The 25,321-nt window shown below is 40.0% G+C and carries 20 protein-coding genes; 9 read left to right on the forward strand and 11 right to left on the reverse strand.

The window, feature by feature from the left end; translation table 11 throughout:
- Positions 1–43: 43 nt before the first annotated feature.
- Both HG263_RS10260 and HG263_RS10265 read left to right on the forward strand, forming a co-directional pair.
- Positions 44–2,110, forward strand: coding sequence for an ATP-dependent nuclease (locus HG263_RS10260; RefSeq protein WP_171625982.1), 2,067 nt, complete (start codon positions 44–46; stop codon positions 2,108–2,110).
- Complete coding sequence (locus HG263_RS10265) at positions 2,110–3,966, forward strand: UvrD-helicase domain-containing protein (RefSeq protein ID WP_171625983.1); 1,857 nt, start codon at positions 2,110–2,112, stop codon at positions 3,964–3,966. The genes HG263_RS10260 and HG263_RS10265 overlap by 1 nt, the downstream gene beginning before the upstream one ends.
- A gap of 50 nt (positions 3,967–4,016) precedes the next feature.
- Here the strand turns inward: HG263_RS10265 and HG263_RS10270 are convergent, their stop codons facing one another.
- The 7 genes from HG263_RS10270 to HG263_RS10300 form a co-directional block, all read right to left on the reverse strand.
- Complete coding sequence (locus tag HG263_RS10270) at positions 4,017–4,220, reverse strand: hypothetical protein (protein ID WP_171625984.1); 204 nt, start codon at positions 4,218–4,220, stop codon at positions 4,017–4,019.
- Positions 4,221–4,615: 395 nt separating this feature from the next.
- Positions 4,616–4,972 (reverse strand): hypothetical protein, encoded by a 357-nt coding sequence (locus tag HG263_RS10275; RefSeq protein ID WP_171625985.1) that lies wholly within the window; start codon positions 4,970–4,972, stop codon positions 4,616–4,618.
- Positions 4,973–5,395: 423 nt separating this feature from the next.
- Positions 5,396–5,623 carry a hypothetical protein gene (locus HG263_RS10280; RefSeq protein ID WP_171625986.1) on the reverse strand — a complete coding sequence of 76 codons (228 nt, stop codon included), beginning with the start codon at positions 5,621–5,623 and terminating at the stop codon, positions 5,396–5,398.
- Positions 5,624–5,764: 141 nt separating this feature from the next.
- Positions 5,765–7,162, reverse strand: a complete 1,398-nt coding sequence (locus HG263_RS10285) for a hypothetical protein (protein ID WP_171625987.1) — start codon at positions 7,160–7,162, stop codon at positions 5,765–5,767.
- A 251-nt stretch (positions 7,163–7,413) separates the two neighbouring features.
- Complete coding sequence (locus tag HG263_RS10290) at positions 7,414–8,502, reverse strand: hypothetical protein (protein ID WP_171625988.1); 1,089 nt, start codon at positions 8,500–8,502, stop codon at positions 7,414–7,416.
- A gap of 10 nt (positions 8,503–8,512) precedes the next feature.
- Positions 8,513–8,806, reverse strand: coding sequence for a hypothetical protein (locus tag HG263_RS10295; protein ID WP_171625989.1), 294 nt, complete (start codon positions 8,804–8,806; stop codon positions 8,513–8,515).
- A gap of 49 nt (positions 8,807–8,855) precedes the next feature.
- Positions 8,856–9,245, reverse strand: coding sequence for a hypothetical protein (locus tag HG263_RS10300; protein ID WP_171625990.1), 390 nt, complete (start codon positions 9,243–9,245; stop codon positions 8,856–8,858).
- A gap of 236 nt (positions 9,246–9,481) precedes the next feature.
- On the opposite strand from HG263_RS10300, the gene HG263_RS10305 reads away from it, so the two are divergent.
- The 3 genes from HG263_RS10305 (at position 9,482) to HG263_RS10315 (ending at position 16,241) form a co-directional block, all read left to right on the forward strand.
- Positions 9,482–11,848 carry a hypothetical protein gene (locus HG263_RS10305; protein WP_171625991.1) on the forward strand — a complete coding sequence of 789 codons (2,367 nt, stop codon included), beginning with the start codon at positions 9,482–9,484 and terminating at the stop codon, positions 11,846–11,848.
- 667 nt (positions 11,849–12,515) lie between these two features.
- Positions 12,516–15,305, forward strand: coding sequence for a collagenase (locus HG263_RS10310; protein ID WP_171625992.1), 2,790 nt, complete (start codon positions 12,516–12,518; stop codon positions 15,303–15,305).
- Positions 15,306–15,449: 144 nt separating this feature from the next.
- On the forward strand, positions 15,450–16,241 hold the full coding sequence (locus HG263_RS10315; RefSeq protein WP_171625993.1) for a substrate-binding periplasmic protein: 792 nt from the start codon (positions 15,450–15,452) through the stop codon (positions 16,239–16,241).
- Positions 16,242–16,272: 31 nt separating this feature from the next.
- Here HG263_RS10315 and gloA read toward each other — a convergent pair whose 3' ends face one another.
- From gloA to HG263_RS10335, 4 genes are all read right to left on the reverse strand, one after another.
- A complete protein-coding gene (gloA, locus tag HG263_RS10320; RefSeq protein ID WP_171625994.1) occupies positions 16,273–16,713 on the reverse strand; it encodes a lactoylglutathione lyase in 441 nt (146 codons plus the stop codon).
- Positions 16,714–16,787: 74 nt separating this feature from the next.
- Positions 16,788–18,749: a pre-peptidase C-terminal domain-containing protein gene (locus HG263_RS10325; RefSeq protein ID WP_171625995.1), complete on the reverse strand. Its 1,962-nt coding sequence runs from the start codon at positions 18,747–18,749 to the stop codon at positions 16,788–16,790.
- Between the two features lie 16 nt (positions 18,750–18,765).
- Entirely contained in the window at positions 18,766–19,440 is a 675-nt protein-coding gene (locus tag HG263_RS10330; RefSeq protein WP_343043980.1) for an Lcl C-terminal domain-containing protein, read from the reverse strand.
- Positions 19,437–20,939, reverse strand: a complete 1,503-nt coding sequence (locus HG263_RS10335) for an ethylbenzene dehydrogenase-related protein (RefSeq protein WP_343043981.1) — start codon at positions 20,937–20,939, stop codon at positions 19,437–19,439. Before HG263_RS10335 ends, HG263_RS10330 begins: the two co-directional genes overlap by 4 nt.
- Positions 20,940–21,119: 180 nt before the next feature.
- Here HG263_RS10335 and HG263_RS10340 point away from each other — a divergent pair, with 180 nt between their 5' ends.
- The 4 genes from HG263_RS10340 (at position 21,120) to pheS (ending at position 25,312) form a co-directional block, all read left to right on the forward strand.
- Positions 21,120–22,307: a GGDEF domain-containing protein gene (locus HG263_RS10340; RefSeq protein ID WP_171625996.1), complete on the forward strand. Its 1,188-nt coding sequence runs from the start codon at positions 21,120–21,122 to the stop codon at positions 22,305–22,307.
- Positions 22,308–22,386: 79 nt separating this feature from the next.
- Positions 22,387–23,445: a DUF2066 domain-containing protein gene (locus HG263_RS10345; RefSeq protein ID WP_171625997.1), complete on the forward strand. Its 1,059-nt coding sequence runs from the start codon at positions 22,387–22,389 to the stop codon at positions 23,443–23,445.
- The gene (gene hda / locus HG263_RS10350; protein ID WP_216628410.1) at positions 23,445–24,152 is read left to right on the forward strand and encodes a DnaA regulatory inactivator Hda; all 708 of its coding nucleotides are present in this window, start codon (positions 23,445–23,447) and stop codon (positions 24,150–24,152) included. The genes HG263_RS10345 and hda overlap by 1 nt, the downstream gene beginning before the upstream one ends.
- Before the next feature lie 179 nt (positions 24,153–24,331).
- Positions 24,332–25,312 (forward strand): phenylalanine--tRNA ligase subunit alpha, encoded by a 981-nt coding sequence (gene pheS / locus HG263_RS10355; RefSeq protein WP_171625999.1) that lies wholly within the window; start codon positions 24,332–24,334, stop codon positions 25,310–25,312.
- Positions 25,313–25,321 lie beyond the last annotated feature (9 nt).

Consider the following 25,321-nt stretch of genomic DNA (forward strand, 5'->3'; position numbering starts at 1 on the left):
TAACTTACAATTTTAGTATGAAGCACATGCTCATGGAAGGTATATGAAGCTTAATAAGGTTTGCCTCAAAAACTTTCGTAGACTTGAAAAAGTAGAAATTGATTTTGAAGCTAAGGAAACACTGTTTGTTGGCCCAAATAACAGTGGTAAAACATCTGCAACGGCCGCCTTTAAACTTTTCTTAAGAACACGAAGTTTTAAAATTCATGACTATTCATCCTCTCAAATCTCCGTGATAAATAGGTTTGGGCATGGAGAAGATGTGAGCTTACCAAGTATTCAAATGGATATGTGGTTCACTATAGATCCTGATACTGAATATGGACGTGCAATTACTCTAATCCCACAACTTACTACACTTGTTTCTGAAGTTGGGATCAGAATACAGTTGAGTGCGCTTGATATAGACAAGCTAAGAGATGAGTACCAAGCCACTTTTCCTGTTGATGATTGTGGTAGAAGGAAAAAAGGCCTATCTGAGTTTCTTGCAATATCGAACAATATGTCTCGCCATTTTAAATTGAACTATTTTGTTTTGGAAAATGTTGCCGGCGATTACAAGCTTCATCATTTAGACGGAGAAGAAGCTAAAAAAACGCTTGCGTCTATTATGCGCGTTGACTTTGTTGAAGCTCAGAGAAATATTGATGATCAAGAGCTAGCTAGAAGCAATAAACTTTCTAAGGCGTTTGGCGCATATTATAAAAATAATCTTCAACACCCTGATGTTAATGAAGAGGCAATGAAGGTTATTGATGAAAACAATAACAATTTAAATAAACACTATAAATCCAGTTTTAGTGGTTTGATGGATACTCTAGGAAGTCTTGGAGTGCCATCAGTTAATGATAGAAGCTTGCGTTTAATTTCATCGCTTAGCCCTGAGGTAGCCCTACAAGGCAATACTGAATTGCTTTATGTCGATGGGGAAAGCCAACATGAACTTCCCGAGGCATATAATGGTCTGGGATTTAAAAATCTAGTTTATATAGCTATTCAGATAAGTCATTTCTATCTCCAATGGATAACAACTGAGAGTAGCCGCCCGCTTTGTCAGCTTATTTTTATTGAAGAACCTGAGGTGCATCTACACTCACAAGTTCAACAGGCTTTTATTGCAAACGTATGGGCTATCATTTCGGATGTTGCAGAAAAGCAAAATGAGAACACAAAAGAACCTCAGCTATGCATAACAACACACTCTTCTCATATTCTCGATAAAGTAGAATTTGAAAAGGTTAGATACTTCAAAAGATGTTTATCTAAAGTGCAGGAAGAAAGCACTGCACGTATATTGAACGCTTCAAAAGTACTGAGTATGAGAAGTTTCATGCCTGACGGGCTATCTTTATCAGAAAAGGAGGTTGATAAAAATGAGGTGCTCAAGTTTCTCAAAAAATATATACGTATCACACATTGCGACCTGTTTTTTGCAGATGCGGCTATTTTGATTGAGGGGGCTGCGGAAAAGCTACTCCTGCCAAATATGATAAAAAAATCTTCGCCTACCTTAGAGAGCAATTATATCACTACCCTTGAAGTTGGCGGAGCTTATGCAAGCCGTTTTGCTGGGTTACTAGAGTTTTTAGGCATTCCATACCTTGTAATCACCGATATTGATTCAGTCGATCCTAATAACAATAGAAAAGCTTGTATTGCTAACTTTGAGGGGGCTATCACTTCTAATTCCTCTTTAAAGTATTTTCTCAATACCGAGACAGTTAAAGGCTTAAACCAACTAGAACAAGCAAAAGTGATTATTGCTGACAACAGTGCTTATATTGCTTATCAAAAATCGATATTTACGCCAACATATGGTAAAGATATACAAATGCATGGTCGGACTCTTGAAGAAGCGATTATATATGAAAACATTGAGGCTTTTAAAAGTAAAAGTTTAGTTAGTGAAATAGTATTTACGGGTGATGCAAAGCAAGATCACGAAACTGTATTTAAAACAGTTAAATCTTCAACTTTTAAAAAGACTGAATTTGCCATCGATCTTATAGTATCTGAGCACCCATGGGAAACTCCATCTTACATAGCAAACGGCCTTAAATGGTTAGAGCAAAGGCTTAATTTGGGATTGCTGAATGAGGAGAAAGAATAATGTCTACTCCACAACGAAGAACTATAGAGCCCACAGAAGCTGACCTCAATATTCGTTCATGTATAGATGAATTTGAAAGTTTTACAGTCATTGCGGGCGCGGGCTCAGGGAAAACTACTTCTCTCGTACTGACACTTGGCTACGTAAGAGAAAAATATGGTTCAGCTTTAAGAAGAGAAGGACAACAAATCGCTTGTATAACTTTTACAAATCGAGGCGTTGGCGTCATATCTGAACGATTAGGCTGGGATGACCTCTATGAAATATCTACCTTGCATAGCTTTTTATGGTCTCAAATAAAACGCTTTAGTACTGATATACGAAATTGCCTAGCCGACGTGATAATACCCACAGAGCTAAAAAAGCAAAGAGAAAAAGACACTGGTAAAGATACGAAGTCTGCGAGAGACGCTCGTGCAAAGGTTGAAAAGTATGAAGATATCCTTGCGAAGATTGACTCAGTAGATGAATTTAAATATGACAGCCTTTCGAGCTTTAGTAACTACCTGAAAGGTGAGTTGAGCCATGATGATGTAATCAGCATCTCTGGACATTTAATTTCAAATAATCGACTGTTGCAGAAAGTCATTGGGCAAAGATACCCATATATGTTTATCGATGAAGCACAGGATACTTTTGGGGAAATTGTTGAAGCGTTAAATACGGTGTGCTCTTCAAAAGGTCTGCCTCTTATTGGATACTTTGGTGACCCAATGCAACAAATCTACGATCGTGGTATGGGAAACTTTGCTGGGCCCAAAGGTTCTTTTGTCATAAGAAAACGAGAAAATTACAGGTGTTGCCCAGAGGTAATTAATCTGCTGAATCGATATCGAAAAGATATTGAACAAATACCTAGTGGTGAGAATGCGAAGGTTAAAGGAAGCGTTCGATTATCCCTTGTTCAGGCTGAAAAACCTGAAGCTCCCAGAAACAAATATAGTGATGAGCAACTTGACCGAGTTGCAATCAAATATGACAAAGTCATTAAGGACATTGGCTGGCACGATAGGAAAGATGTTAAGCACCTATTTCTAGTCAGGCAAATGATCGCGAGACGCTTAGGGTTTGAAAATCTGCACAGGCTTTTTACTGGCGAATTTTCATCCACATATTCACAGGATACCTATGAGTCTGGAGAACATTACCTCCTTCGTCCCTTCACACAAATTATAATCCCGCTAATTGAAGCCCATACTGCAAGAAACACTACACAAGCACTATCTATCTTGAAGCAAAATAGTCCAGCATTCGATCCCGATGGAAAAAATAGTTCTAAGTCTATAAAGAAAATGATTGAGTTGGCCAAGACTTCTATGGAAACTTTATATGAGCTTTGGGAAGGAAAAACATTAAAGGAAGTTTTGAAATTTGCTTTAGATAACAAGTTGATTGGGTTATCTGAGAGGCTATTAGAAGATATTGAAAGAGAGCCTATCAATATTGAATTTAGTAAAGAGGTGCACCAAAGCGAAAAAGGCAAATGGCTCGCGGAAAGCTTTTTTAGTATGAATACATCAGAGCTTCCTAACTACTACCATTTTATAAACGACAATACTCCTTTTAGCACACAGCACGGTGTAAAGGGTGAAGAGTATCCTAATGTGGTAGCTGTCTTCGATGATATTGAGGCTGCATGGAATCAATATAGCTTTACAAAAACGTTATCACCCCAAGTATATGGTCAAGGTACTGATGGGCAGCTCTCAAGAACTTCTAAACTTGCATATGTATGTTTTTCTAGGGCTGAAGTAAATCTGAATGTAATCTTATTTACGAGGTCACCAGAACTTACCAAGCAAGAAGTCGTTAATTCAGGGTTGTTTTTGGAGGACCAAATAAGTGTTGTTCAATAATTTAGTACATATTACACACTAACGTAAAAGGGAGCTAAGCTCCCTTAAATTTATCGACTATGGTCTATTAAAAGGCCACCAGTGATTAAGCAAGTACCAAATGAAACTAATTTTATGATGGTCGCTTTAACATCTGGTAACTTCCCATCAAACGGGTTTAAACCTATGGTGTTGTAAAATAGGTCATATAATATAAACAATGCAGTTGCAAAAAGCACAAAAGCAACTAGCATCGTCCACGCTTTATAAGACATAACTATCTCCTGAGTATGTAAATATAACTTTATGTGATTTTTTCAGTGCACACTGAGCGCTTGTAGGCAGCCAGTTAAGAACTAGCGCCTGTCTTTTTGAAGTGAACGATGACTGTAGTCTCGTTATCATTGAATTTAAGCCTATAGCTACTGCTACGTTGCAACCCACAACAATTAAGTCGATTGGCTTTCGGTTGCAGCTTTAAGCTATCAGTTGGTTTTAGCTTGGTCAACAGGTATTTTTAATGTTTCAACTTTGGGTTTTTCTTGTTTCGGATTATGTTGCAAAAACGGAATACTTTTAGAATCCTTTGAGCGTAAGCTTGTAACGCTGTTGCGGTAAATGCCAAGAGTAAACGGCGCAAGCTAACGTTTTGTAGCCTTACTAGTTATTGTTACATCTTTTCTGTGTCATACCTGCATATTTGACATTTAAAATCGTCTTCCAAATAACTTTGATAAAGAGATTCATCATCAACGATGCCGCCATTAACACAACTTGAAACCCAATTTCCCTCTTCATCCTCAATTGCTCCAATGGGCCCTTCACATTGCACGTTCTGAAGCAATGGTTTGATCACATTGTCGTAATGATAAACTTGCTTACCCTTGAGCACACTGATATCACCTTTATTTGCAATAAGTAACTTTAGAATTCCAAAACTAGCATTAGAATCAAGACCACTTGAAGAAGCCATGTCTTCGATGTAGCTTTCGTTATTAAGCAAAAAATCTAAAACTTCCAAATTCATTAAAAGCACCTCTTGGTTTGTAAAAATGCTAACAGGTAATGAGTAGGAAATCAGTTAAAGCAATCTACAAAGAGCAGAAAACAAATTAACATCACTTATTATAGCCTTACCAAATCGCTAAATTGCTTTTCCAACCGAATATCAGGCTGTTATATTTTCACATAATCAAGCTGTTTTTATCTAATATATAGCGTGACAAAGCCGTCGCGATTTAAAAACTTTTACTTATCTATGTGGGGTAGGAAGGCATGTTTGTTTCTTACAGCCTCTCGTAAAAAGCTCATACCACTTCTTCCAAACTAACACCCCAAACCAATCAGTTCATATGAACGGTCGGGTGTAGGGCAAGAGGCTGTCTGCATAACAGTGGTCGCTCACCTATTGTTAAAGGAAAGCAACGCTGGGAAATTAATAACAATGTGGCTAAAAATTATTGACCACTACATTCTCTTTTATATCCTCATTGATTAAGTTTGCAGAGAGTTCCTCAACTATCTCTAGGTCACAGACTTCTTCAAGTTCTTGATTGGTTACGAATCTAAGTTGGTTTTTAGAAGCGAGATATCTTCTAATTTCGTCTAATCCATAAGGTTCGTCGGGTAAAGAATCGTATGTTACGAATTGCCCAACATTCTGTTCCAATAAAGTCATTTTTTCTCTTCTCGAGCATAAAAATAAACTCTGGACTTTTGTGGCTTTCTTCTGTGGCTTTATACCAGGCGACTGTTTGTCGCCTGGTATTATTGCCCAAGCACTAAAAGCCCATATTCATGCGCTAACTTTTTGATTAAGCTAGAGTGCTTCGTCAGGTCTAGAGGCACTAAGAATCACAGATTTATCATTTGTATTGTCTAGGCGTCTAACTATGCTAACTAAACCACTATTAGTTGTTTGAGAGCCGACCATGTCAACTTTGTCACCCGTAATTAGCTTCCCTTTAATGAATGTTTCTATAGTCGTTTTAGGTATTCTAACCTCAGTTGTTTCGTCAAAGGTTAGCGCTGCCGTAACCGAAGTATCTTTCTCTTCAATAACACCATACTCTTCAATTTTAGCCGTCAATCTATACGTCTGAGATTGAGTCCTGAAGCGGATCCGACATTTTGCGGTGGATTTATCTTGTGACACACTGGTTCCTTCGTCTACGCTATAACCCGAAGTACCTGCAATGCGCTTACATTTAGCACTTGTAATTCTTTTTTGGCCTATTTGAGGCTGTGAGGAGTTACCAGCAACAGATATTTTAACTTCATGGGTCGTCCCATGGTGACCTTTGCAATTCTTAGAGCAGTGGTCTGAGTGAGTCATATCTCTTTCAATCGCTTGTGAGGCTTTCCAACCCAATATTTGATGTCTAGCTATGACTTCTACATCACCGGCATAAGTTGGGTATAGGTTGATATTCATGTTTGCTTCATAGCTTTTTTTATTATCTACATGCCATAAAAAGCCAAACAGGGGCTCTTTGAAGGTTTGACTGATCTTGAGTGTTAGCGGGATCCTTGCTGGTTTATCTTTCAACAAGTATTTTTCTATGCTCGCCGAGGGAATAGAAATTTCTACTAGATGTATTTCTTTCGGATCAACTTCAACGCCTTCTACAAGATTTCCATCAATTAAAACGTCAATGCGCGAACTATGGCTCTCGCCCGGTAAACCTAAATAAGAACCAATAATTCTTAATTTGTAGCGATCTTCTCCTGCAATGGCAGATAAGCCAGTAATACGTTGTAAAACGAGGCTTTCTTTAACAAATGGTATATCACCTAAAATAGATCTTATGTCTAAAGAAACGGTGTCCTTTAGTGTATAAGCTTTATCACTGAGCTTCGTAGCAACTTTTGTAGCGGACGCGAGCCCTATTAACAGATCTCGTTTATCTTCGTCTATTTCATCGTAAACGGTGTTCAATTGACTAGACAGCATGCGCTCAACATTGTCAGCTGTTAGGTTAAGCTCATCAGCGGCTCTTGTCATCAGGACATTACCTGAGCTTTCTGCTTCCGCCAGTAAAGCTTTAGCTTCTCTTCTTGCTTTTTCAATTAGGTTTTGTACAGTTTCTCCTGTTATGGCTGCCGAGGCTACTTTTCCTGAGGCTGCGATGCTCGTCCCTAAAATGTCGGCTTTAGCACTTATAGGCAGTGTAATCAGAGATATTATAAAAATTAACTTTATATATAATGTATTCATATCTTGTCCTTGTATTTTTATATTCAGAGCTAATATGTTTGTACGGTGTAAATCACGAGTTTTAAAAGTTATATACTAGTACAAACTGTACAGGGCACTATCTAAACTAGGCTTTATTATCCATTGAGTGAGTTTTGCACCAGATTTAGATGAGAAATATGCAGCTAGGTGTACTTAGTTGCTTATCCCAAGCTTTTTAAGGTTACAAAGCCTGAGGATGCACGATTTGTTTACGGTTAGTGAAACGGCAACTAGCCGTATAAGTTTTTTCTGAACTTACTCTTACTAAAAGAGCGTAGCTCTCCGACAGCAGAGCAGCTTAGAGTGCCTTTGTGTTCTTGGCAGGAAACATCAACGTTAGCTTCATCATTGAAGGCATTACGAAATGCTTCTTCAACATACACTATTATGTCTCGGTTAAGTCTATGCTTGAATTTAAATTGGCAGTGATAGTTTTTGCGCAAACTACACTCCAATGTAGTACGATACTGCCTAGGAAAATAAAAGCGTTTACTTTGCTTTGGCACATCCGTATGGTGATAGCGAACCTCTATCGCTTCAATATCTTCATTATACGCACGCGTGTGTTTTGTTTTATTGCATTTGAGATTTAGCCCCGTTATCTTTTCTAAAAATATTAGTGCAGCCTGACTGCTGATTACTTTTTGCGCTAACGTGATACTCTCTCCAACATCATCCGACCATGAAAAGTAAAAGCCACTGTTTTTATCAGATATTTCGCTGTCAGTACTGTTATCTAGGTATTCGAGGATCATTGCCATTGACGCGGTGGATTCTACTATCCCTTGTTTGTTAGTCAGTAAAAAGTCCATTAGCAGCAAGCTTTGACTAGATAAATCAGCGATACCAAGACCAAAGTACTTGCTGAATAGTCCCCCTGTGCGGCCCTTTCCCGCGATGCCTTTATCAAAGCCTGAGGTTTGGCCTGTTACAACATGATCCCAGATTTTTTTGTCATATGCTGGGGTTGTTTGATAATGTAAAGATTGATTTAGATGAAATCCCGCGGTCATGACTTGTATCGCACTATCTTGGGTTATTTCGGCCAATGCGATCAAAAATAGATTCGTCAACCCGTTGGGTACTGCATCATTGCTAGAAGTGTTTAGCATGTGTCCAACGGTAATGATCTGTTTAGTAAGGTAAGTTGAGCGTGTTAGCACTTTATTCGCACAAGCTACCTGTTTATTCGTTGAATTAATTAAATGAACATATGACTTAGGAATATAATGTCTAATGTTTCTCTCATTAGCATTGCTTGAGAAAACACTAAAAGTGACTAAAAGACAGAATAATAAAGCAAAAAGGTTAGCTCTCATACACCACCTACTATTTTTCACAAATTACGATGACATCTTTAGCAACCATATTGATTTGAGTATTAACAGCAACGCCATTATTCTCTTGGCTACCAACATTTACGTTACAACTGCCGTCCTTTGCTTTATTCCCTTTTATAACTTTATCCCTTCTGGTGTCTCTTGAGCGTACGCTCATCTTTGCTTTAATTCGCGCGAGTTTTGCGTCAATTTTGGATTGTTGTTTAACAACCTCCTTTGCTTCGAGTTGGTTATTAAAAAGCATTGGAGTGATTAAAATAATCAATAATAAATGCTTCGGCATTTTTCTCTCCTCAGTAAAGTGGCGCTTGTATAACAAGCGCCTTAATAAATTAGTCGATGCTAGAAATTTTTACTTTTGAGCGAATGCCAGTTCCTATATTTGATATAACTAAGTTACCATCAATATTAGCTGTTGCACTGGTGTTACCCTTTATTTTACTCCCAGAGATGGTAGCGAGTGATACATCACTCATTATTCCAGTGCCGATATTAGAGTGAATATAGTTGCCGTTAATATTGGTACTAAGCTGAGTGTTTCCTTTTATATTGCTAGAGCTGATGGTAGATAAAGAATTGCTCGACTTAATACCGGTACCAATATTCGAAGTGACGAAGTTGCCGTCAATGTTTGTTTTCAGCTCAGTATTACCCTTAATTTCAGAAGCGAAAGAACTAGAAATGCCAACCATAGTTAAAGTTAATGCTAGTAAAGTCTTCATAGTTAATACCTTCTATATGCACAGCAAAATCGCTGCTGATTCAAGTTAATAATAAAAATTAGAGTATTTCCATATAATATTGACAATTACATTTTATGAGGACAAAATGATTTTTGTTGGTATAAAGTCGGACATTTACATACATGGGAAAATTGTCAGGACAAAATCAATCTTTTAGGTCGCTGCTTGGTTGTTTTAATAAAACAATATTAATTTCATAAGGTTATGGTGTGTCTGTGTCAAAAATAACGGGAAAATATGACTATCTTGAGCTGAAAAGACGTGTGGATTTGGTTATGTCCTCATTTATCCAAGAATTTTTCCTAAGAAGAGAGAATCAATGTATTCATCCTGTGGAGCTCTTGAATAAATTAATGATCTTATGCCAACACCCATTAACTTTCGCGATTTACAATAAAGGGAAAGGTAAGGTTAGAACCTATATTGATAACGATGAATATGGAAAAAAGTTAGAAGTAAAGAGTGAAGCACTGGCTAAAGAGCAAGAGTCATATTTTCCAATTTTTGCTATTGACAATAAAGAGTGCCAATATGGCCTGCTAGCTTTTCAGATATATAGAGATGATAATTCAAGTCGGTTGAAATTTATTCATGTAAATCCACGCGAAGAAGAAAATGTGCGAGAGAGCACGAAAATAATTCAAAAACTACTGGCAATATTTTTTGCATACTTCACTGAGCATAATCCGCAAATAATAGGTATATCTGAAGAATTTAGTAACTCAATTCACGACGGACTTGAGCAGCACTTTAATTCGATAATTAATAGCTATCCATCTCATAGTGGTTTAGATGTTGACTTTTTAAATACAGATCAAATTTTTGAAATCAATAAACAGATATTAGAGTCTGCATATTCTGAAAAGGTCAGGTACTTTTCAAAAACAGTTAAAAAGTTAAATGAAAGCAAGTCAATTTCTAACTTGCCAAATATTGTTTTTTATCAAAAGCAGGTTAGGGCCCCCAATTTAGCCCCTAGAGTTTCAATCAATCAAGCAAATGAGGGGTTTCACGGCTATCCCTTTGATACAAGAATAGTAATTAGTGAAAGACAATATCAGGATCTGTCTGATTACCTGACTCATTTTAGGCGAGAATTTAAAAACAAAGGGGAGTCTTTCTTTCCACTCAACAAGATAAAAAGCTACTCGAGCTTAAGTTGCGGCAAAACAAAAATATTTGTAGAAAAATATGACAAACTTTTTTTGGATATTTTATGTGATATTCGCGCTGTAAATAGCGAAACGGGTGAAGTTATTAACGGTACCCCAGATATGGGAATAAGAAATTTACTGGATATTTATTTACAGGATACCAGTGACGATGCTCGCAGTTTTGCAGATCCGGTGTTGTCTACGGGTTTGATCCATATTCGTTACCCATTTGCCAATGCCTCTCCATTTCTTGGTTATCAGCAGAAGCACGCTGAAAAGTGTTGCATAAGATTGTTACAGCTAGTTATTCAACATTATATTTTTGAAGGGCTTTCGCCGGGCACAATTGATCGAGAGAAAACATCCTTGGCACTTGTAACATTTCCAATTTACATTTCTGGACGTGTGCCTATGACTGTTAGTCATATTTTACATGTAGAAAATGGTAATGAATCTGGGCTAGACTCAGGGGTTTGGGATCATGCATTTTATTTAACACAATTCTTATCTAGGGAAATTAAGTCTAATTTACGGAAAAGCTATTGGGAAACGTACTTACATCAGGTTGGAGATATTCTTGAACAAGAAATCCTAGCCCTTTTTAGCTCGGAATTAGAAGAGCAAAGCTGGGAGCTCATTGTACAAGCAATCAATGGAATTAATCAAAAGCTTGATGGGCTTCGTTACTTATTTCCTTTCTTTAAAATTGTTTTTACTCCAACAGAAGATTTAAAACATGCAAAGATAAAGTTTGCAAATATTGGATTTAATATGACCACTGAAGTGAACCAAGTTTATTACTATTCTTCGGTTGGTAACCCATATCACCCTGATACTGAAAAAGCAGAAAAGACAGTTATCAATGCAATCGAACAGCGACTTGGTGCATTAAGTGACAAGGTCATGCGAGCCCTGTTTTTTGATGTTGATATAAATGTGAGCATTAATCCAGTTGCCTTTGTAACAACGGCTCTAATTGACTCGCTTGAGCTGGGCTTAACTCAAAAGTTAGTTTATGAAAAGCTTAAAGAAAAATGGTCTTTTCAACACGGTCTAAGCTATGTATATGAACCCGAAGCTGAGCTTAGGGAGTTTGCACTTAAACTTACATTTAATAAACGGTTAGCAGTACTGGATTTTATAAACAGGGCTCAACACAACGAAGTCGTATTCCCTAAATATAAAAAGTCAGATGAATTAAAGGACCCGCTAGACTATTTGAAAAAATATTATGGTCCTTATCTTAGTTATTTTAACGACGAAAAAGAAGACTACATCTTCTGGGATGAACTTGGGAAAATCGATAATCAATTTAAGGAAGCATTGCGTAAACACCTTGAGAGGAAAAAAATTGATCAACAGAGCATAGTCAGAAGGAAAAATGCGACGAGTACGTATCGGCCTGTGGTTCAAGAACAGCTAGACTAATACTCTGACTACTCTGGGACGAATTTGTACTCTGGACAGTCCATATAGCGATAACTAATGATGGTAAAGTGCATGAAATGCAATGCGAAGGAAAGCGTAATAACTGATTAACTAAAGTGTAAGTCAAATGGACAGGCACTTAAGTTTGAAACCTTGAGTGTTTTGTCTAAGCTTTAGTTTCTTCAAAATCATTTCAATTCTAAGTTCAAGGAGTGAACAATGGGATTAGAGAAGCTCATGGGATCAGGTCTTGCCTTTTGCCTGTGGTGAACATCTGATGTAACTTTTTCTTTATGTTTTGGGTCGGGATGCTTCGTATCTAATCGAACCCTGCAGTTAAACCTAGTGGCATACCCATCACAAAAATGTGGCACTTTTTAAAACGAGTGTCGACGCTTTATGTCTAGACCTTCAATTCTGAAATGATCTACCTACGTCTTTTTTCTACTAATTCAGTAAACCATAGCGCTCTCAGGCCCTATTTTTAATACTCATGCAGAGTGTTTTTTTCTTGTTATGAGCAATTTTTTATCTCAGTTATGCCATTCTCGGTATGTTTATATTCATTAATGTTATATAAAATATATTGTATACACTGTTTATTTAATGTTAATTATAACGTGTCCACAATAGGTGGACTTGGATACGCAACATACAAAGGTACATTATGAAACTGAATAACATTATTTTATCTCTGCCATTTTTGGGGTTGAGCGTCAGTCACAGCATTATGGCATCTCAGCAGATAGAACCTGCACTTATGCAGCCTTACTCGGCGCAGGTTGTTGAACACACAGAGCACGGTCATGAGCATACTAAAAAGAACGAACGCGCGCCTACAGCACAATCAACTCTAAATAGAGTTGTAAGCCTAAATCCGCAGCTTAGAGTGCATCAAGCAGCGTCTGTAGATGCAATGCAAGTGTGCGACCTTGATGCGCTGGCAAATGCATCTGCTGAGCAGCTTGTCGGGCTGGTTCAATCACAAGGGACGAGCTGTGTTAATGATCTATTTTCTGCAAGTAGCAATGTGCAAGTCGCGGTATTTACAAATGCAAAAATGAACGCGGTGGCAGAACATGCTAAGACTCTTGCTAGCAACTATGCAGGCACTGGCAGCAATGACTTAACTGCGCTGTTTTTGTTTATTCGTGCAGGCTTTTACGTCGAGTTTTATAACGATGCGGTCACTTTTGATAGCAGCATCAGCGCTAATGTTAAGCTTGCAATAGATGCTTTTGTGAATAATAGCCATTTTTATGACAACAATAACGACCATGGCAAAGTGCTTCAAGAAGTCATCACAACGATGGATAGTGCAGAGCTACAACACGAGTATTTGCAGGTTGTGCGTCAGTGGTTAACTCGCTTTGACGAAAACTACGCAAGCAGTCGCAATATGCGCAACGCCGTCAATGGTATTTTTACGATTTTATTCCGTGGTCAGTGGAATGATGCCTACGTTACTCAAATCAAAAAAGATACTGACTTAGTTAATAAGCTCGTTGCCTTTACACAAAAATCTTGGATGGTTAATTCAGACGCAGAGTTTTTGATTGTGAATGCATCTGGTGAGCTTGCAAGGTTAAAGCAATATGGCGCAAATGATATTGACGCTATCGTAACTGATGGTTTGAAGCAGCTTTTCTCTACTTATAAAAGCTACGGCTTTGGTGATGCTTTGTGGCTAAATGCAGCGGATGTGGCGTCATATTATACAGATTGTTCAGAGTTTGGGATCTGTAACTTTGAAGACACTTTAACGCAGCAAGTGCTTTCACAAACGCATCAATGTAGTAGCACAATTCGTATTCGTTCACAGGAGATGACGCCACAGCAGCTATCTTCTGCATGTGACACGATGGCTGCCGAAGAAACGCGCTTCCACACGCGCTTAGCAACCAATCAAACGCCAGTGGCGGATGACAATAACTCGTTCTTACAAGTGAATATTTTCAACAGTAGTAACGATTATAAGAAGTACGCAAAAGCGATATTTAAAATTGATACTAACAATGGTGGTATGTATTTAGAAGGGGATCCAAGCAAAACAGACAATCAGGCTAACTTTGTTGCGTATGAGGCAAGTTATGCCAAAGCGGATCACTTTGTTTGGAACTTAGAGCATGAATACGTGCATTATTTAGATGGGAGATTCGATCTTTACGGTGGTTTTAATGCACCTACCGAAGCCATTGTTTGGTGGAGCGAAGGTGTTGCTGAATACATTGCTAATCTCAATGACAACCAAAAAGCCATTGATACCATCAAAGATGGTTCTGTTTACAATTTACAGCAGGTGTTTGCCACTACCTATGATGGTTTTGACCAAGACAGAATATATCGTTGGGGCTATCTTGCGGTGCGCTATATGTTTGAGCGTCACAACGATGAGCTTAATAAAATGCTTGCTAAAACCCGAGTTGGCGATTGGGCAGGTTATCAAGCACTCATCAACGACTGGCAGGTACGCTTAGATAGCGACTTTACCCAATGGACGCAAGAGCTAGCGATGGGAGAGAACACAGCTCCTGTTGCCAAAGTAAACGGTCCATACAGTGGTAATGCGGGCGAAGCAATTGCTTTCTCAAGTGAAGGAAGTAGTGATGCAGAAGGCGAAATTGCCAGTTACCAGTGGGATTTTGGCGATGGAAACCAAAGCGCGCAAGCTAACCCGTCTCATATTTATGACAATGCGGGTGAATATACCGTCACATTAACAGTTACAGACTCACAAGGACTGTCAAACACTGCAAGTACCGAAGCAACCGTGGCTCAAGGACAAGGGGCTACGCCGCTTAAACGTGGGCAAGCCGTTAATATTTCGGGGCAGCAGAATGAAGAGTTATTATTTGTATTGGATGTGCCACAACAAGCAAGTAACTTAAATATTAGCTTATCTGGAGGCTCTGGAGATGCAGATTTATATGTGCGTTACAACAGTGAGCCTACGCGAACCAGTTATGATTGTCGCCCGTATGTGGGTGGTAACAGTGAGCAATGTGATTTTGCACAGCCTCAATCGGGTAAGTATTTTGTGATGGTAAGGGGTTACAATGCGTTTAGTAATGTGAAACTTGTTGCTAATTTTGATGCGCCAATTGCGTCATTACCTGATGCATGTGAAACCCAAGCTGCTAGAACAGGCGGGCGAGCAAAAGACGGCGAGCTGATATGTTTGGGTAATGAATCGGTTATGTGGTTTAGTTTAGAAAGTGTCGATGAGCAAAGCTCGGTACGCATCGAAACGGCAAACGGCAGTGGCGATTTAACTCTAGAGTACAGCAATTCAGGTTGGCCAAATGGCACTAATGTTGATGCGCGTTCTGACAATCAAGGCAACGCAGAATGTATCAGTGTAAGTGGTCAATCCCAGTTTTGGGGTTACTTAAAAGTGTCGGGCGACTCACAAGCGGCGTCACTCAAAGTTACATATAATGACGGTGGTTGTATCTAATATCTATCGGTACATAGGCTTAATTTTGCCTATGTACCTTTTTATTCGTTGTGAATAAATATATAAATTGTTTGCATTGTATTAGTGACTGGTTAACACTATTTAGAACAATAAAGTTAAACGAGATAGAGCTACTAATCAGCCATGACGTTTATGCCATATCGAGCTTTACTACAAGTCGCAGTGATCAGTTTGCTGTTCATTATTTTGCCTTCTTATGCAACGCAGCAAGTAAAAGTTTATGCCTACCACCTAAAACCTCCTTACCTTATCGATGTTGAAGAAGAAAAAGGCCTGTATTTTGATGTAACCGAGTTACTAAATCGATTTCAGCCAATGATCAGGTTTAAGTTAGAATACATGCCGCGTAAGCGCCTAAATAGAGACATTGAGCAAAACACATTAGACGGATTAATAATGGGGGTAAGTCCGGTTTGGTTTAGAGATCGAGAGCAAACGAAGCTAGCTTGGTCTAATGCGTTTATGAATGACAGGGATGAGTTTGTTTCGCATGTAAAAACCCCTTTTGAATTTGCAGGTCCTTCGTCATTGTATTCAAAAACAATAGGTGGAATAAGAGGCTACTATTATTTTCAAGTTGCGCCCGTAGTAACACTTGAAAAAGCGACGTTAGTTGAAACGGGTACTGAATTACAATTGTTGGAGATGGTGGTCAAACAGCGTTTAGACGTAGCGGTGATTAGTAGAGCAACTGTGAACTATTTGGTGGCGCAAAAAAAACACTGGCAAAATGATATTCATTTCTCACAGCGGCCACATGAGTTTTACTCGCGGGCAATAGTGGCAACCAAATCTATGCAGGCAGTAATAGACACTATCAATAACTTAATGCGAGACCCGTTATTTGATAAGGCGTTGAACAAACTGTTGGCCGACTACCACATTACCGACAAAGATCTGGAAATAGTGCGCTAAACACCCTTGTTTTGGGTGTTTAGCATATCAATTACCAAGTACCAGTGTTTTCCATAGAAAGCCAAGGTTCTTGTGGTGCCAGTGCCTCACCTTTTTGTAAAAGCTCGATAGAAATACCATCCGGTGATTTAACAAATGCCATATGACCACAGCGAGGTGGGCGATTAATGGTTACGCCTGATTGGCGAAGCTTGTCACAAATGGCGTAAATATCATCGACTGAAAATGCCAGATGACCAAAGTTGCGTCCGCCCGTATAGTCTTCGGGATCCCAGTTGTAAGTTAGCTCAATGGTTGGTTTAAAGCTCTCTTTGGCCTCATCTAATTGCCCTGGAGCAGCCAGATAAATCAAAGAAAAACGACCCTGTTCACTGTCATATCTTTTAACTTCGATAAGACCCAGTAGGTCGCAATAAAAATGTAGTGATGCGTCTAAATCCTTAACACGCACCATGGTATGTAAAAAATCCATAGCATGCCCCTTGTAAAGTATTAGCCTAAGACTTATGGCCTATTACGTAAATAACAAGGGGCGAATAGGTTTCTTTATTGTGCTTGTGCTTCAAGCAATACGCCAGAGAAGCTGCTGTAAGCTTTTAGACCTAAATGCCAAGTACCAGTTTGTGGATTAGTGATACTGCATTGCTCCAAATTTCCTTCTTTATAAGGTCGGCACTCATAACTGGAGCTGGTAGGCCTTTGCCCAAACCTGACATAAAGATCCGCATCTCCTGTGCCTTGGCTGGTGTTTACTAGCAACTCACTGACCCCTGCGGGCACGTCAAAGGTGTAGTAAAGCCAACTGCCTTTACTTGCGCTCAAATCTGACCATTGTTGCTGTTTGCCAGGTATGGTACCAACGTTATAGTTTGCAACTAAGTTCATGCCTGAGTAGGCGTCATAAGCATGCAACATAACATAGTATTTACCTGCTTGCGGATTGCTAATTGGGCAATTTTCATTATTGCCATTTTCGTAGGGGCGACAATCATAGCTTTGTAACGTGGCTAACTGCGCAAACTTAACATACAAGTCAGCATCGCCTGAGCCATCAGATGTGCTAAATGTTAGGTTGTTTGCGTTGTCAGGTACTTCAAGCACGTAATGCACTTCGCTATTTTTAACCGCACTAAGGTTTGCAACGACTTCGCCGTTTTGTAGTGTCGTGGCGATTGGTGGATCAACAGGCCCACTGTCATTATCTATCACACTGAGTTTATTGCTTGCTTGTTTAAGTGTGAGTATGTCGCCAATCTCACTGGCTTGCCACCAGTTGATATTGGCAGGCAGTGCTAGGGGGTCGGCCGCTCTTTGTTCAAGGCTTAATGTATCAGCCGTTGCATCAAATTGTGCGGTGCGTACCAATAAGTTGTCAGCACTCACAGAGAGTACTTTAAATTGTTGAATGCTGGCCAAATCAATGGTCCAACTTTTTGGATCGTTAGCGGAGCGTGCTGGTGCGCCCCAGCTGCCTTCCCCAACATAAACTGTGCCGCCGGAAGTCGTAGCGTTGAAGCCACTTGATGTGGGCTTTAAAGCCTGAGTTACTTTATTGATGTGTGTGTCTGACTCAACCACTAGGTTCATTGCCTTGTTGTAAAACTCATCAGCCCACCAAGTGTGCAAAATGGTGTTATCAGATTTTCCTGAGTAATGCGGGTACATAGGTTTGTGGTATTGTGCACTGCGCCAAGTTGCATTATTGCCATGCGAGCTTAAATCTTGCGCTAACCAGTTATTCATAGCCGTTGCGTAGCTTGACCAACCGCTGTTTTTATATTGGCTGTTGAGCGTATAAACGCGCAGCAAAGTACCGACATTGAAGGCACCATATGTATCAGAGCTGGTACATTGGCCGTCTTGGTTATAGTCAACGCCAAACACTTGGCATAACGTTTTATAGTTATCATCTTCATGATTACCATGTGTAGCAACAAACGGATAAATGCGTTTGTAACTGAGTCCATCAATGGTATCGCTTGAAAAAGTAAGCTGCCAATCTTTGAGATATTCTGCCATTTCCGACGCAGAGTTTGCATTGGTATAGTCCCCACCATGCATGATGAATAAAGGGCGAATTTTTGCAATCAGCTGATTGCCTTGGCGACGTGTTGTCCATCCTGTTCGGGTATCACCGCCTGCAATAGCGGTAAAAGGCTGTGCATCTGTGGGTGCTGTTTTAAACCAAAATCGTTCTGAACAACCTTGGCTATCACATACGCGGTAATACACATTTGAGTTGGGGTTAAGGTTTTTTAAGGTCGCAAAACTGCTATTTAAACTGCCATCAAATGTATGAGTTACATCAATATTGTGAGTGAGCCACGCTTGCTCATCTGTTGAAGTACCATATTTGACATGGTGATTGCTACCGCCAGATGGTGTAAAACCAATGGTCGCTTGAGATGCTGGGTTATGGTCCCAAATGAGTCTGTGATACTCACTACCTGCATGGGCGCTGAGCGCAAAGCTTAAACCGACAGCGAGACTCACGATATGTGTCTTCATTTCCTTGGTCCTGTATTCATTTTTGTTTAATGGAGTTATCACGACTGCTGAACTGTGACAGTGGATGTGTTTTGGTCAAAGAGCTCACCAAGATCACAAAAGCGGCATTTCTATACGGCAAGGCATTGACAGTTCCACTATGGAAGTTGATTGCTTTTGCCCCGAGTTTAAGGTGCTTAAATTGACGCGATAGTCTGCTATCTGATTGACTGGTCCAATAGTCACCTTGATTAATATAGCTAAAATAGTCATCGGCGATATGTGCACGGCCAGGTCGAGAAGGCGATTGTATAAGGCTTGCTAGTTCTTGCTCTGTGGGTAGTCGCCAGTTATTTTGCCCACATAGGGTCTGGATGTTGGTGCGTTCAATCAGATCCTGCGTATCACAACGTTGTGACTCAAAATAGCAATCGCCGAAATTTTCTTGCCCTTTTTCGTGTAGAAACCAAGAGTATGTCCAATAGCCATCATGAATCGACTCATTATCGGTTTTTACTTCCCAAAGTACGTTAAGTTTACGGTCTAATACGCAGGCCCAAGGGCCTTGCCAAGGTGTTAATGGCACACCATTAGCCGCTATTTTTGTATACCTAGCATGGGGAGTTGGTTGCATTGATGGAGCTGGGTAAAAATGAACAATGCCATAGAGGACTGTTGCTACGAGTAAAGAGATTAACAAGCGCTTAATCACAATGCATACCTCAACTTGATTGCTCGCTGGTGTCGGGTATGCGCAATTTGACTGCGATCAAAAGCAGACACCCACATGCAAGTGTGGTTACTAAGCGCAATGTCATGGGCCGAATCAGTTTTGTTCTTTCTAACAAGCTCTAGTGTCCAATAGCCATCATGCCAACGACCTTTCGCTCTGACATCAGCTCGGTCCCCTTCAAAGCGATTTGAGCGATAAAGTACAGAGCTCAATTGTGTTCCAATTGGGTAAGTATCGTGTGCTTTTTGGTAAGGGTGACTACCAAACCATGGCAGCACAGGGTGTGAGATATCTATATTTTGATTTGGTAATCGTTTTGGCGTTATCTGGTTTTTTGAATACCACTGCCAATTCATGACATACGATCCGCTTTCTTTGCCATCCGTTTGATAACCCGCTTTGTATCGGCGCTCTGCGTTAAGTGGTTTAACCAAAGGGCCAATAAAGTTATCATCAGCCAGTACCATATCGTTGGTACGTACTGCTTTCCAATGCCAGAGATCTCGTATTTTGCCATCTAGACTGGCGTGATAGCCTTTGCTATGCCAGTTAGCTGGGGATGAGTTAAAAGGCTGTTTGCCAAGGTAGCTTGTGCCATCCGCGCCAAATGAGCAGCTATTAGATAACATCACGGCAAATTTATCTTCATAGTAACTTTGTTCATCAAAGTGATAAAAGCCATTTTCTTGTACTTTCCAACCTGATTCGGTTTTAACCAGAGGTAAATGGTTTAAGCTTTGAGTGGGGTCGGCCCAACGAAACAAAAAGAATGTCTCTTGGCCGTTACTCAGTGCTTTGATAGCTACTTGCGCGTAGCCATCAACAAAGTTTGCCCCATGGTTAGTATCAACGAAAAATAGGGTGGCATCCTGCCATTGGGGTTCATCGTCATACCCATCAATCTCCATCAGTACATCTGCGGAAATTGCTGATACAGATAGCGTGTGAGTTGAAGATTGCACGTAATAGTACAAGACACAGATACACAAGATTAAAACTCCCGTTAAGCGAAGCGGAAAACGCTTAAGCGGTATAAACAGTATTTTTTTAAAGGCATTTCGTCCCAGCTGTAGGGCATAGACCCAGCTATGTAGCAATAAATATAGAAGGAGGGCTAAAGCACTAAAATAATGAAGTGGCAATAAAGGTTGTGGTAGCCAATCCAGCCGCAATAAAACCCCACTTAGCAAGCTTGTTAGTATTATCACATAGCCAAACCACGTAACGAGTTTGTGGTAGCGCGTTTGAGTCGTCACTGTACGGTGGGAGAGTTTGAAGTAACCGTAATAACAACTTAGCACCAGCAACGATATACCACTTATTAAGTGCAGTGAGTGCACCTGACCTTCAGGCAAAAGCGTGGTAATGCTTAGCAAATAAGATTTATCTAAAGACGCAATGCGCAGCCCTGAAAGTAAACTAAAAGAAATAGCGACAATAGACAGTGTGTGTAATACAGCAAAAATAGAACGGCGCACGACAACTCAAAGGTAAAATATTGGTAAACCTATGTTACATTGTATTTACTTTTAATTAAGAGAATATGACAGTTTTTTTGTCATGCAGTTATTTTGTAGGCATGTTTTAGCGAACCTATAATCCTATCCTATACTCATTATTATAATTTCTCAGCGCGAGTTTATAAACTAAGGTGAGCGATGACTGTACAAAAAATAGCGAAAGATAACGTTATTGACAGTGTGACAGATATCGTCGCTTGTCTTAACACCAGTGATTCTATTCAACGATTCCTGCTTGATATCCATTGTATTTTGCAAAAGGTCACCTATGCCGATAACTTTTATGTGGTACTTTTTGGTAGAGATGATGGGGTGCTTAGTTTTCCTTATTTTCATGATGTAATGGACGATGTTCGCGTAGAAGATTTAGAAGATATCGACGTCAACGTCATTGAGAATACACTGACAGGCTATGCAATTAATCAACGTAAAATTTGTAACTTCACAGAACAAGATATTAAGCAACTGATAGACAGGGGCGATGTTCAAGTGCTTGGCACTATGCCTAAGCAGTGGTTGTGTTTTCCACTGCTCAATCGTAGCTCTTTTTTGGGCGCATTCATTATTCAATCTTATCGCAATGAACAAGAGTACTCAGGCGTTATCGTTGATGTGCTGTATACAATAAGCCATGTGATTTCTTCAGCGTTAGACGCATTTAACAATCAAAGGGCGCTGGTGGAAGCAAATGAGGCTTTGCAAATTTATCAACGAGAATTGGAAGAGCGGGTGCAAGAGCGCACCCGAGAGTTACAAAAAAGTTTAGAAGAAATTCGTTTGGAAGTCACCAAGCGTGAGCAGTTACAACATCAACTAGAATACGAATCGCTGCATGATAACTTAACGGGTTTGGCAAACAGAAAGTACCTGTTCAAAGAGCTGGTACGTTTATCTTCTAAATCTAAACGTGCTGTGCTAGAGGTATATGTACTTTACATAGATTTGGATGATTTCAAACCAATCAATGATACTTATGGTCATCAAGCCGGAGACACTGTGCTTAAAGTCGTAGCACAAAGACTATCAGAGGAAGTAAGAAGCTATGATTTAGTTGCGCGTTTAGGTGGCGACGAGTTTGTGGTGCTGATGACCGAACCTCTACATTTTGGTGTATTAAAGCAAGTTTGCGAAAGGCTTTTAGAAACGATATGTTCGCCAATCAATATTGAAGCGAGTAAGTCAGTACAGTGTGGTTGCAGCATTGGTGTTACCGGCAATTATGCACAAGCGTTTAGTGCTGAAGGTATATTACATCAGGCTGATGATGCTTTGTATCAAGCAAAAAATAACGGAAAAGGTCAAATTTCTTTTTCAGTCTCAAAATAATTTTAAGTTTGTTAAGGGCTTTGCAATGGCGGCGCTTTGCTTTAGGATCGAGCTATAAAGGTTTCCTGTAGCTTAAGTTATGGCATTGAGAATATTGTTTATTTTTTGTTGGGTATGGTCGTTGCAATGTGCTGCAGTCGAGGTGACCGATCTATATCAAAGTGAGCTTTACGTCACTGATAAAAGCCGAGATACTCGTGTAACGGCAAGTAAGCAAGCATTGTATAACGTTATTAAAAAGCTTACTGGACGTCATGATGGGGCCGATTCAGCATTGATCAAACAAGCGATGCGTTCAATTTCGGATTACATGCTCAAGTATGAATATCTTGAAACACCTGAAGGGTTAACCAAAATACGTGTTCGGTTTGAACCTAGCAGAGTTGAAGAGCTTGTGCGAGATGCGCAGTTACCTCTTTGGGGAAACAGAAGACCGCTTATCGCCATTTGGTTGGCAATCGAGGACAACCTTCGTAGGGAGTTTGTCACCCAAGATAGCTATCCACAATTAGAAAGGCTTATTTACGATACCGCTGCTGAGTGGGGGGTGCCTGTAATTGTCCCATTGTTAGATTTAGACGACTTGACCAAAGTAAGCATTGCGGAAGTGTGGGGTAACTTCTCTAAGCCTGTTGAGTTTGCTTCACAACGATACAATGCTGAGCGGGTGATCACCGCAAGAATGTTTCAGCAACCGAATAGCAGCAGCTGGCAATTAGAATGGCGTTACACTGATGCCCAATCGTTTGAAGTGAATAAATTAGTGGGTGATAAGCAGCAAATTTTAAGCGAGATGGTGAATAACTTTTCTGAAGCATTAGCGCAAAGTTATGCCATAGACCCAACACAATCAGTAACACTGCAAACCACCTCGTTATTGGTTGACAATTTAAACACATTTACCTCGATAGAGCTTGCCAAAAGACAACTAGAGAGTATGAGTACCGTGGTAGATGTGGATGTGACTTATCGTTCAGCGGATAAAATCCGTTTTGTCATTAAGCACAGTTCTACGTTGGATGACTTGATAAAGTCTCTCAATTTGGAACAGGCATTTAGCGTTTACATTGACCCACATGCTTTCTATCAGGTTGCAAACGTTGGTAACCTCAGATACAGCTGGGTAGGCGAGCAGTGATGAGCAACGAACCTTTACAAATGGCTTTGCCAGTCACTCTGCCAGATGACGAAACATTTGAATCATATTTTGGCGGCGCAAAATCTTTAGAAGTGAACCATCTTAAAACTTCTTTATTAAACATTACCAAAGGGTTTCAGTACACTTATTTGTGTGGATTAGCTGATTCTGGTAAGTCACATTTACTGTATGCAACGTGTATTCATGCTCAAGAAATGGGACTTTCGACTATTTTATTGAGTTTACGTGAAGTAATAGACTTTGGTCCTGCGGTGTTAGATGGACTAGAAACACTAGATGTCGTGTGTATTGACGATGTGCACTTGGTTGCAGGTGTTGAGGCTTGGGAAAAGGCGTTGTTCAACTTCTTTAATCGTTTTAATGAACCCAATAAGTGCCTAGTCGTAACCGCCGATCTTCTGCCCAATATGCTCAATATCAACTTGCCAGATCTAGAGTCTCGTCTAGCCTGGGGAACCACTTTTCAGATCCGTTCTATGAGTGATGATGATAAAGCTGAGGCGCTGGTAAAGCGCGCCAATATGAGAGGGCTTGAGCTATCTGACGAATGTGCGCGTTTTTTATTAACCAGACTGAGTCGAGACATGCGCGCGTTACTTGATGTATTAGACAAACTCGATCATGCGTCAATGGCTGCACAGCGTAAACTCACCATTCCATTTATTAAAAGTACGCTTAATTTATGAACAAATAATGGATAATGCCGTTCTTTATCATGTAATTTGCCATTAAAGCGATAACTTTTTACAAATATTCACTGCCAAAGGCAAACTGAGTTAAGTTAGGGCTAGAATCTAGTCCTTGCTTTCAGTTATCATAAGCGATTAATACACAGCAAATTACCTCCATAAAGATCAGGTATAGAATGAACTTAGAGAATATTTTAGCGCAGGCGCTAGAAGCCGTCGCAGGCGCAAGCGAAATCGCGCACCTTGAGGATGTCCGAGTTAATTACCTTGGTAAAAAAGGTGAGATCACTGGATTACTAAAAACCTTAGGCACTTTGGCGCCAGAAGAGCGTAAAGAAGCTGGGGCTGTGATCAACCAAGCCAAAACACAAGTACAAGATGCGATTAATGACAAGCGTGAGTTTTTAACGCAACAAGCGCTTGAAAAAAAGCTCGCCCAAGAGACGATAGATGTAACGTTACCGGGTCGCACTATGCCGGTAGGTGGCATACACCCAGTTACTCGTACTATTGAGCGTATAGAGTCATTTTTTGGTGAGCTAGGGTTTGCTGTTAAGTCTGGTCCAGAAGTGGAAGATGATTTCCATAACTTTGATGCCTTAAATATTCCTGAGCACCATCCAGCACGCGCGGATCACGATACGTTCTATTTCAATCCTAAGTTGGTACTGCGTACACAAACCAGTGGCGTACAAATTCGTACGATGGAAGCCGAGCAGCCGCCGTTACGTATTATTTCTCCTGGTCGAGTATATCGTAACGATTACGACCAAACGCACACACCAATGTTCCATCAGGTTGAAGGCTTGATGGTCGATACGGATGTGAGCTTTACTGAGCTTAAGGGTATTTTGCACGATTTCTTACGTAACTTTTTTGAAGAAGATATGGAAATACGTTTCCGTCCTTCTTACTTTCCGTTTACGGAACCTTCAGCGGAAGTTGACGTAAAGGGTAAGAACGGTAAATGGTTAGAAGTACTAGGATGCGGGATGGTACACCCTAATGTACTTCGTTCAGTGGGTATTGACCCTGAGAAATACACGGGCTTTGCCTTTGGTATGGGGGTGGAGCGTTTAACCATGTTGCGATATGGCGTAAACGACTTACGTGCATTTTTCGAAAACGATTTAAAATTCCTAAACCAATTCAGATAAGAGCGAAGT

The sequence above is a fragment of the Pseudoalteromonas caenipelagi genome (assembly GCF_013140855.1).
Classification (GTDB): domain Bacteria; phylum Pseudomonadota; class Gammaproteobacteria; order Enterobacterales; family Alteromonadaceae; genus Pseudoalteromonas; species Pseudoalteromonas caenipelagi.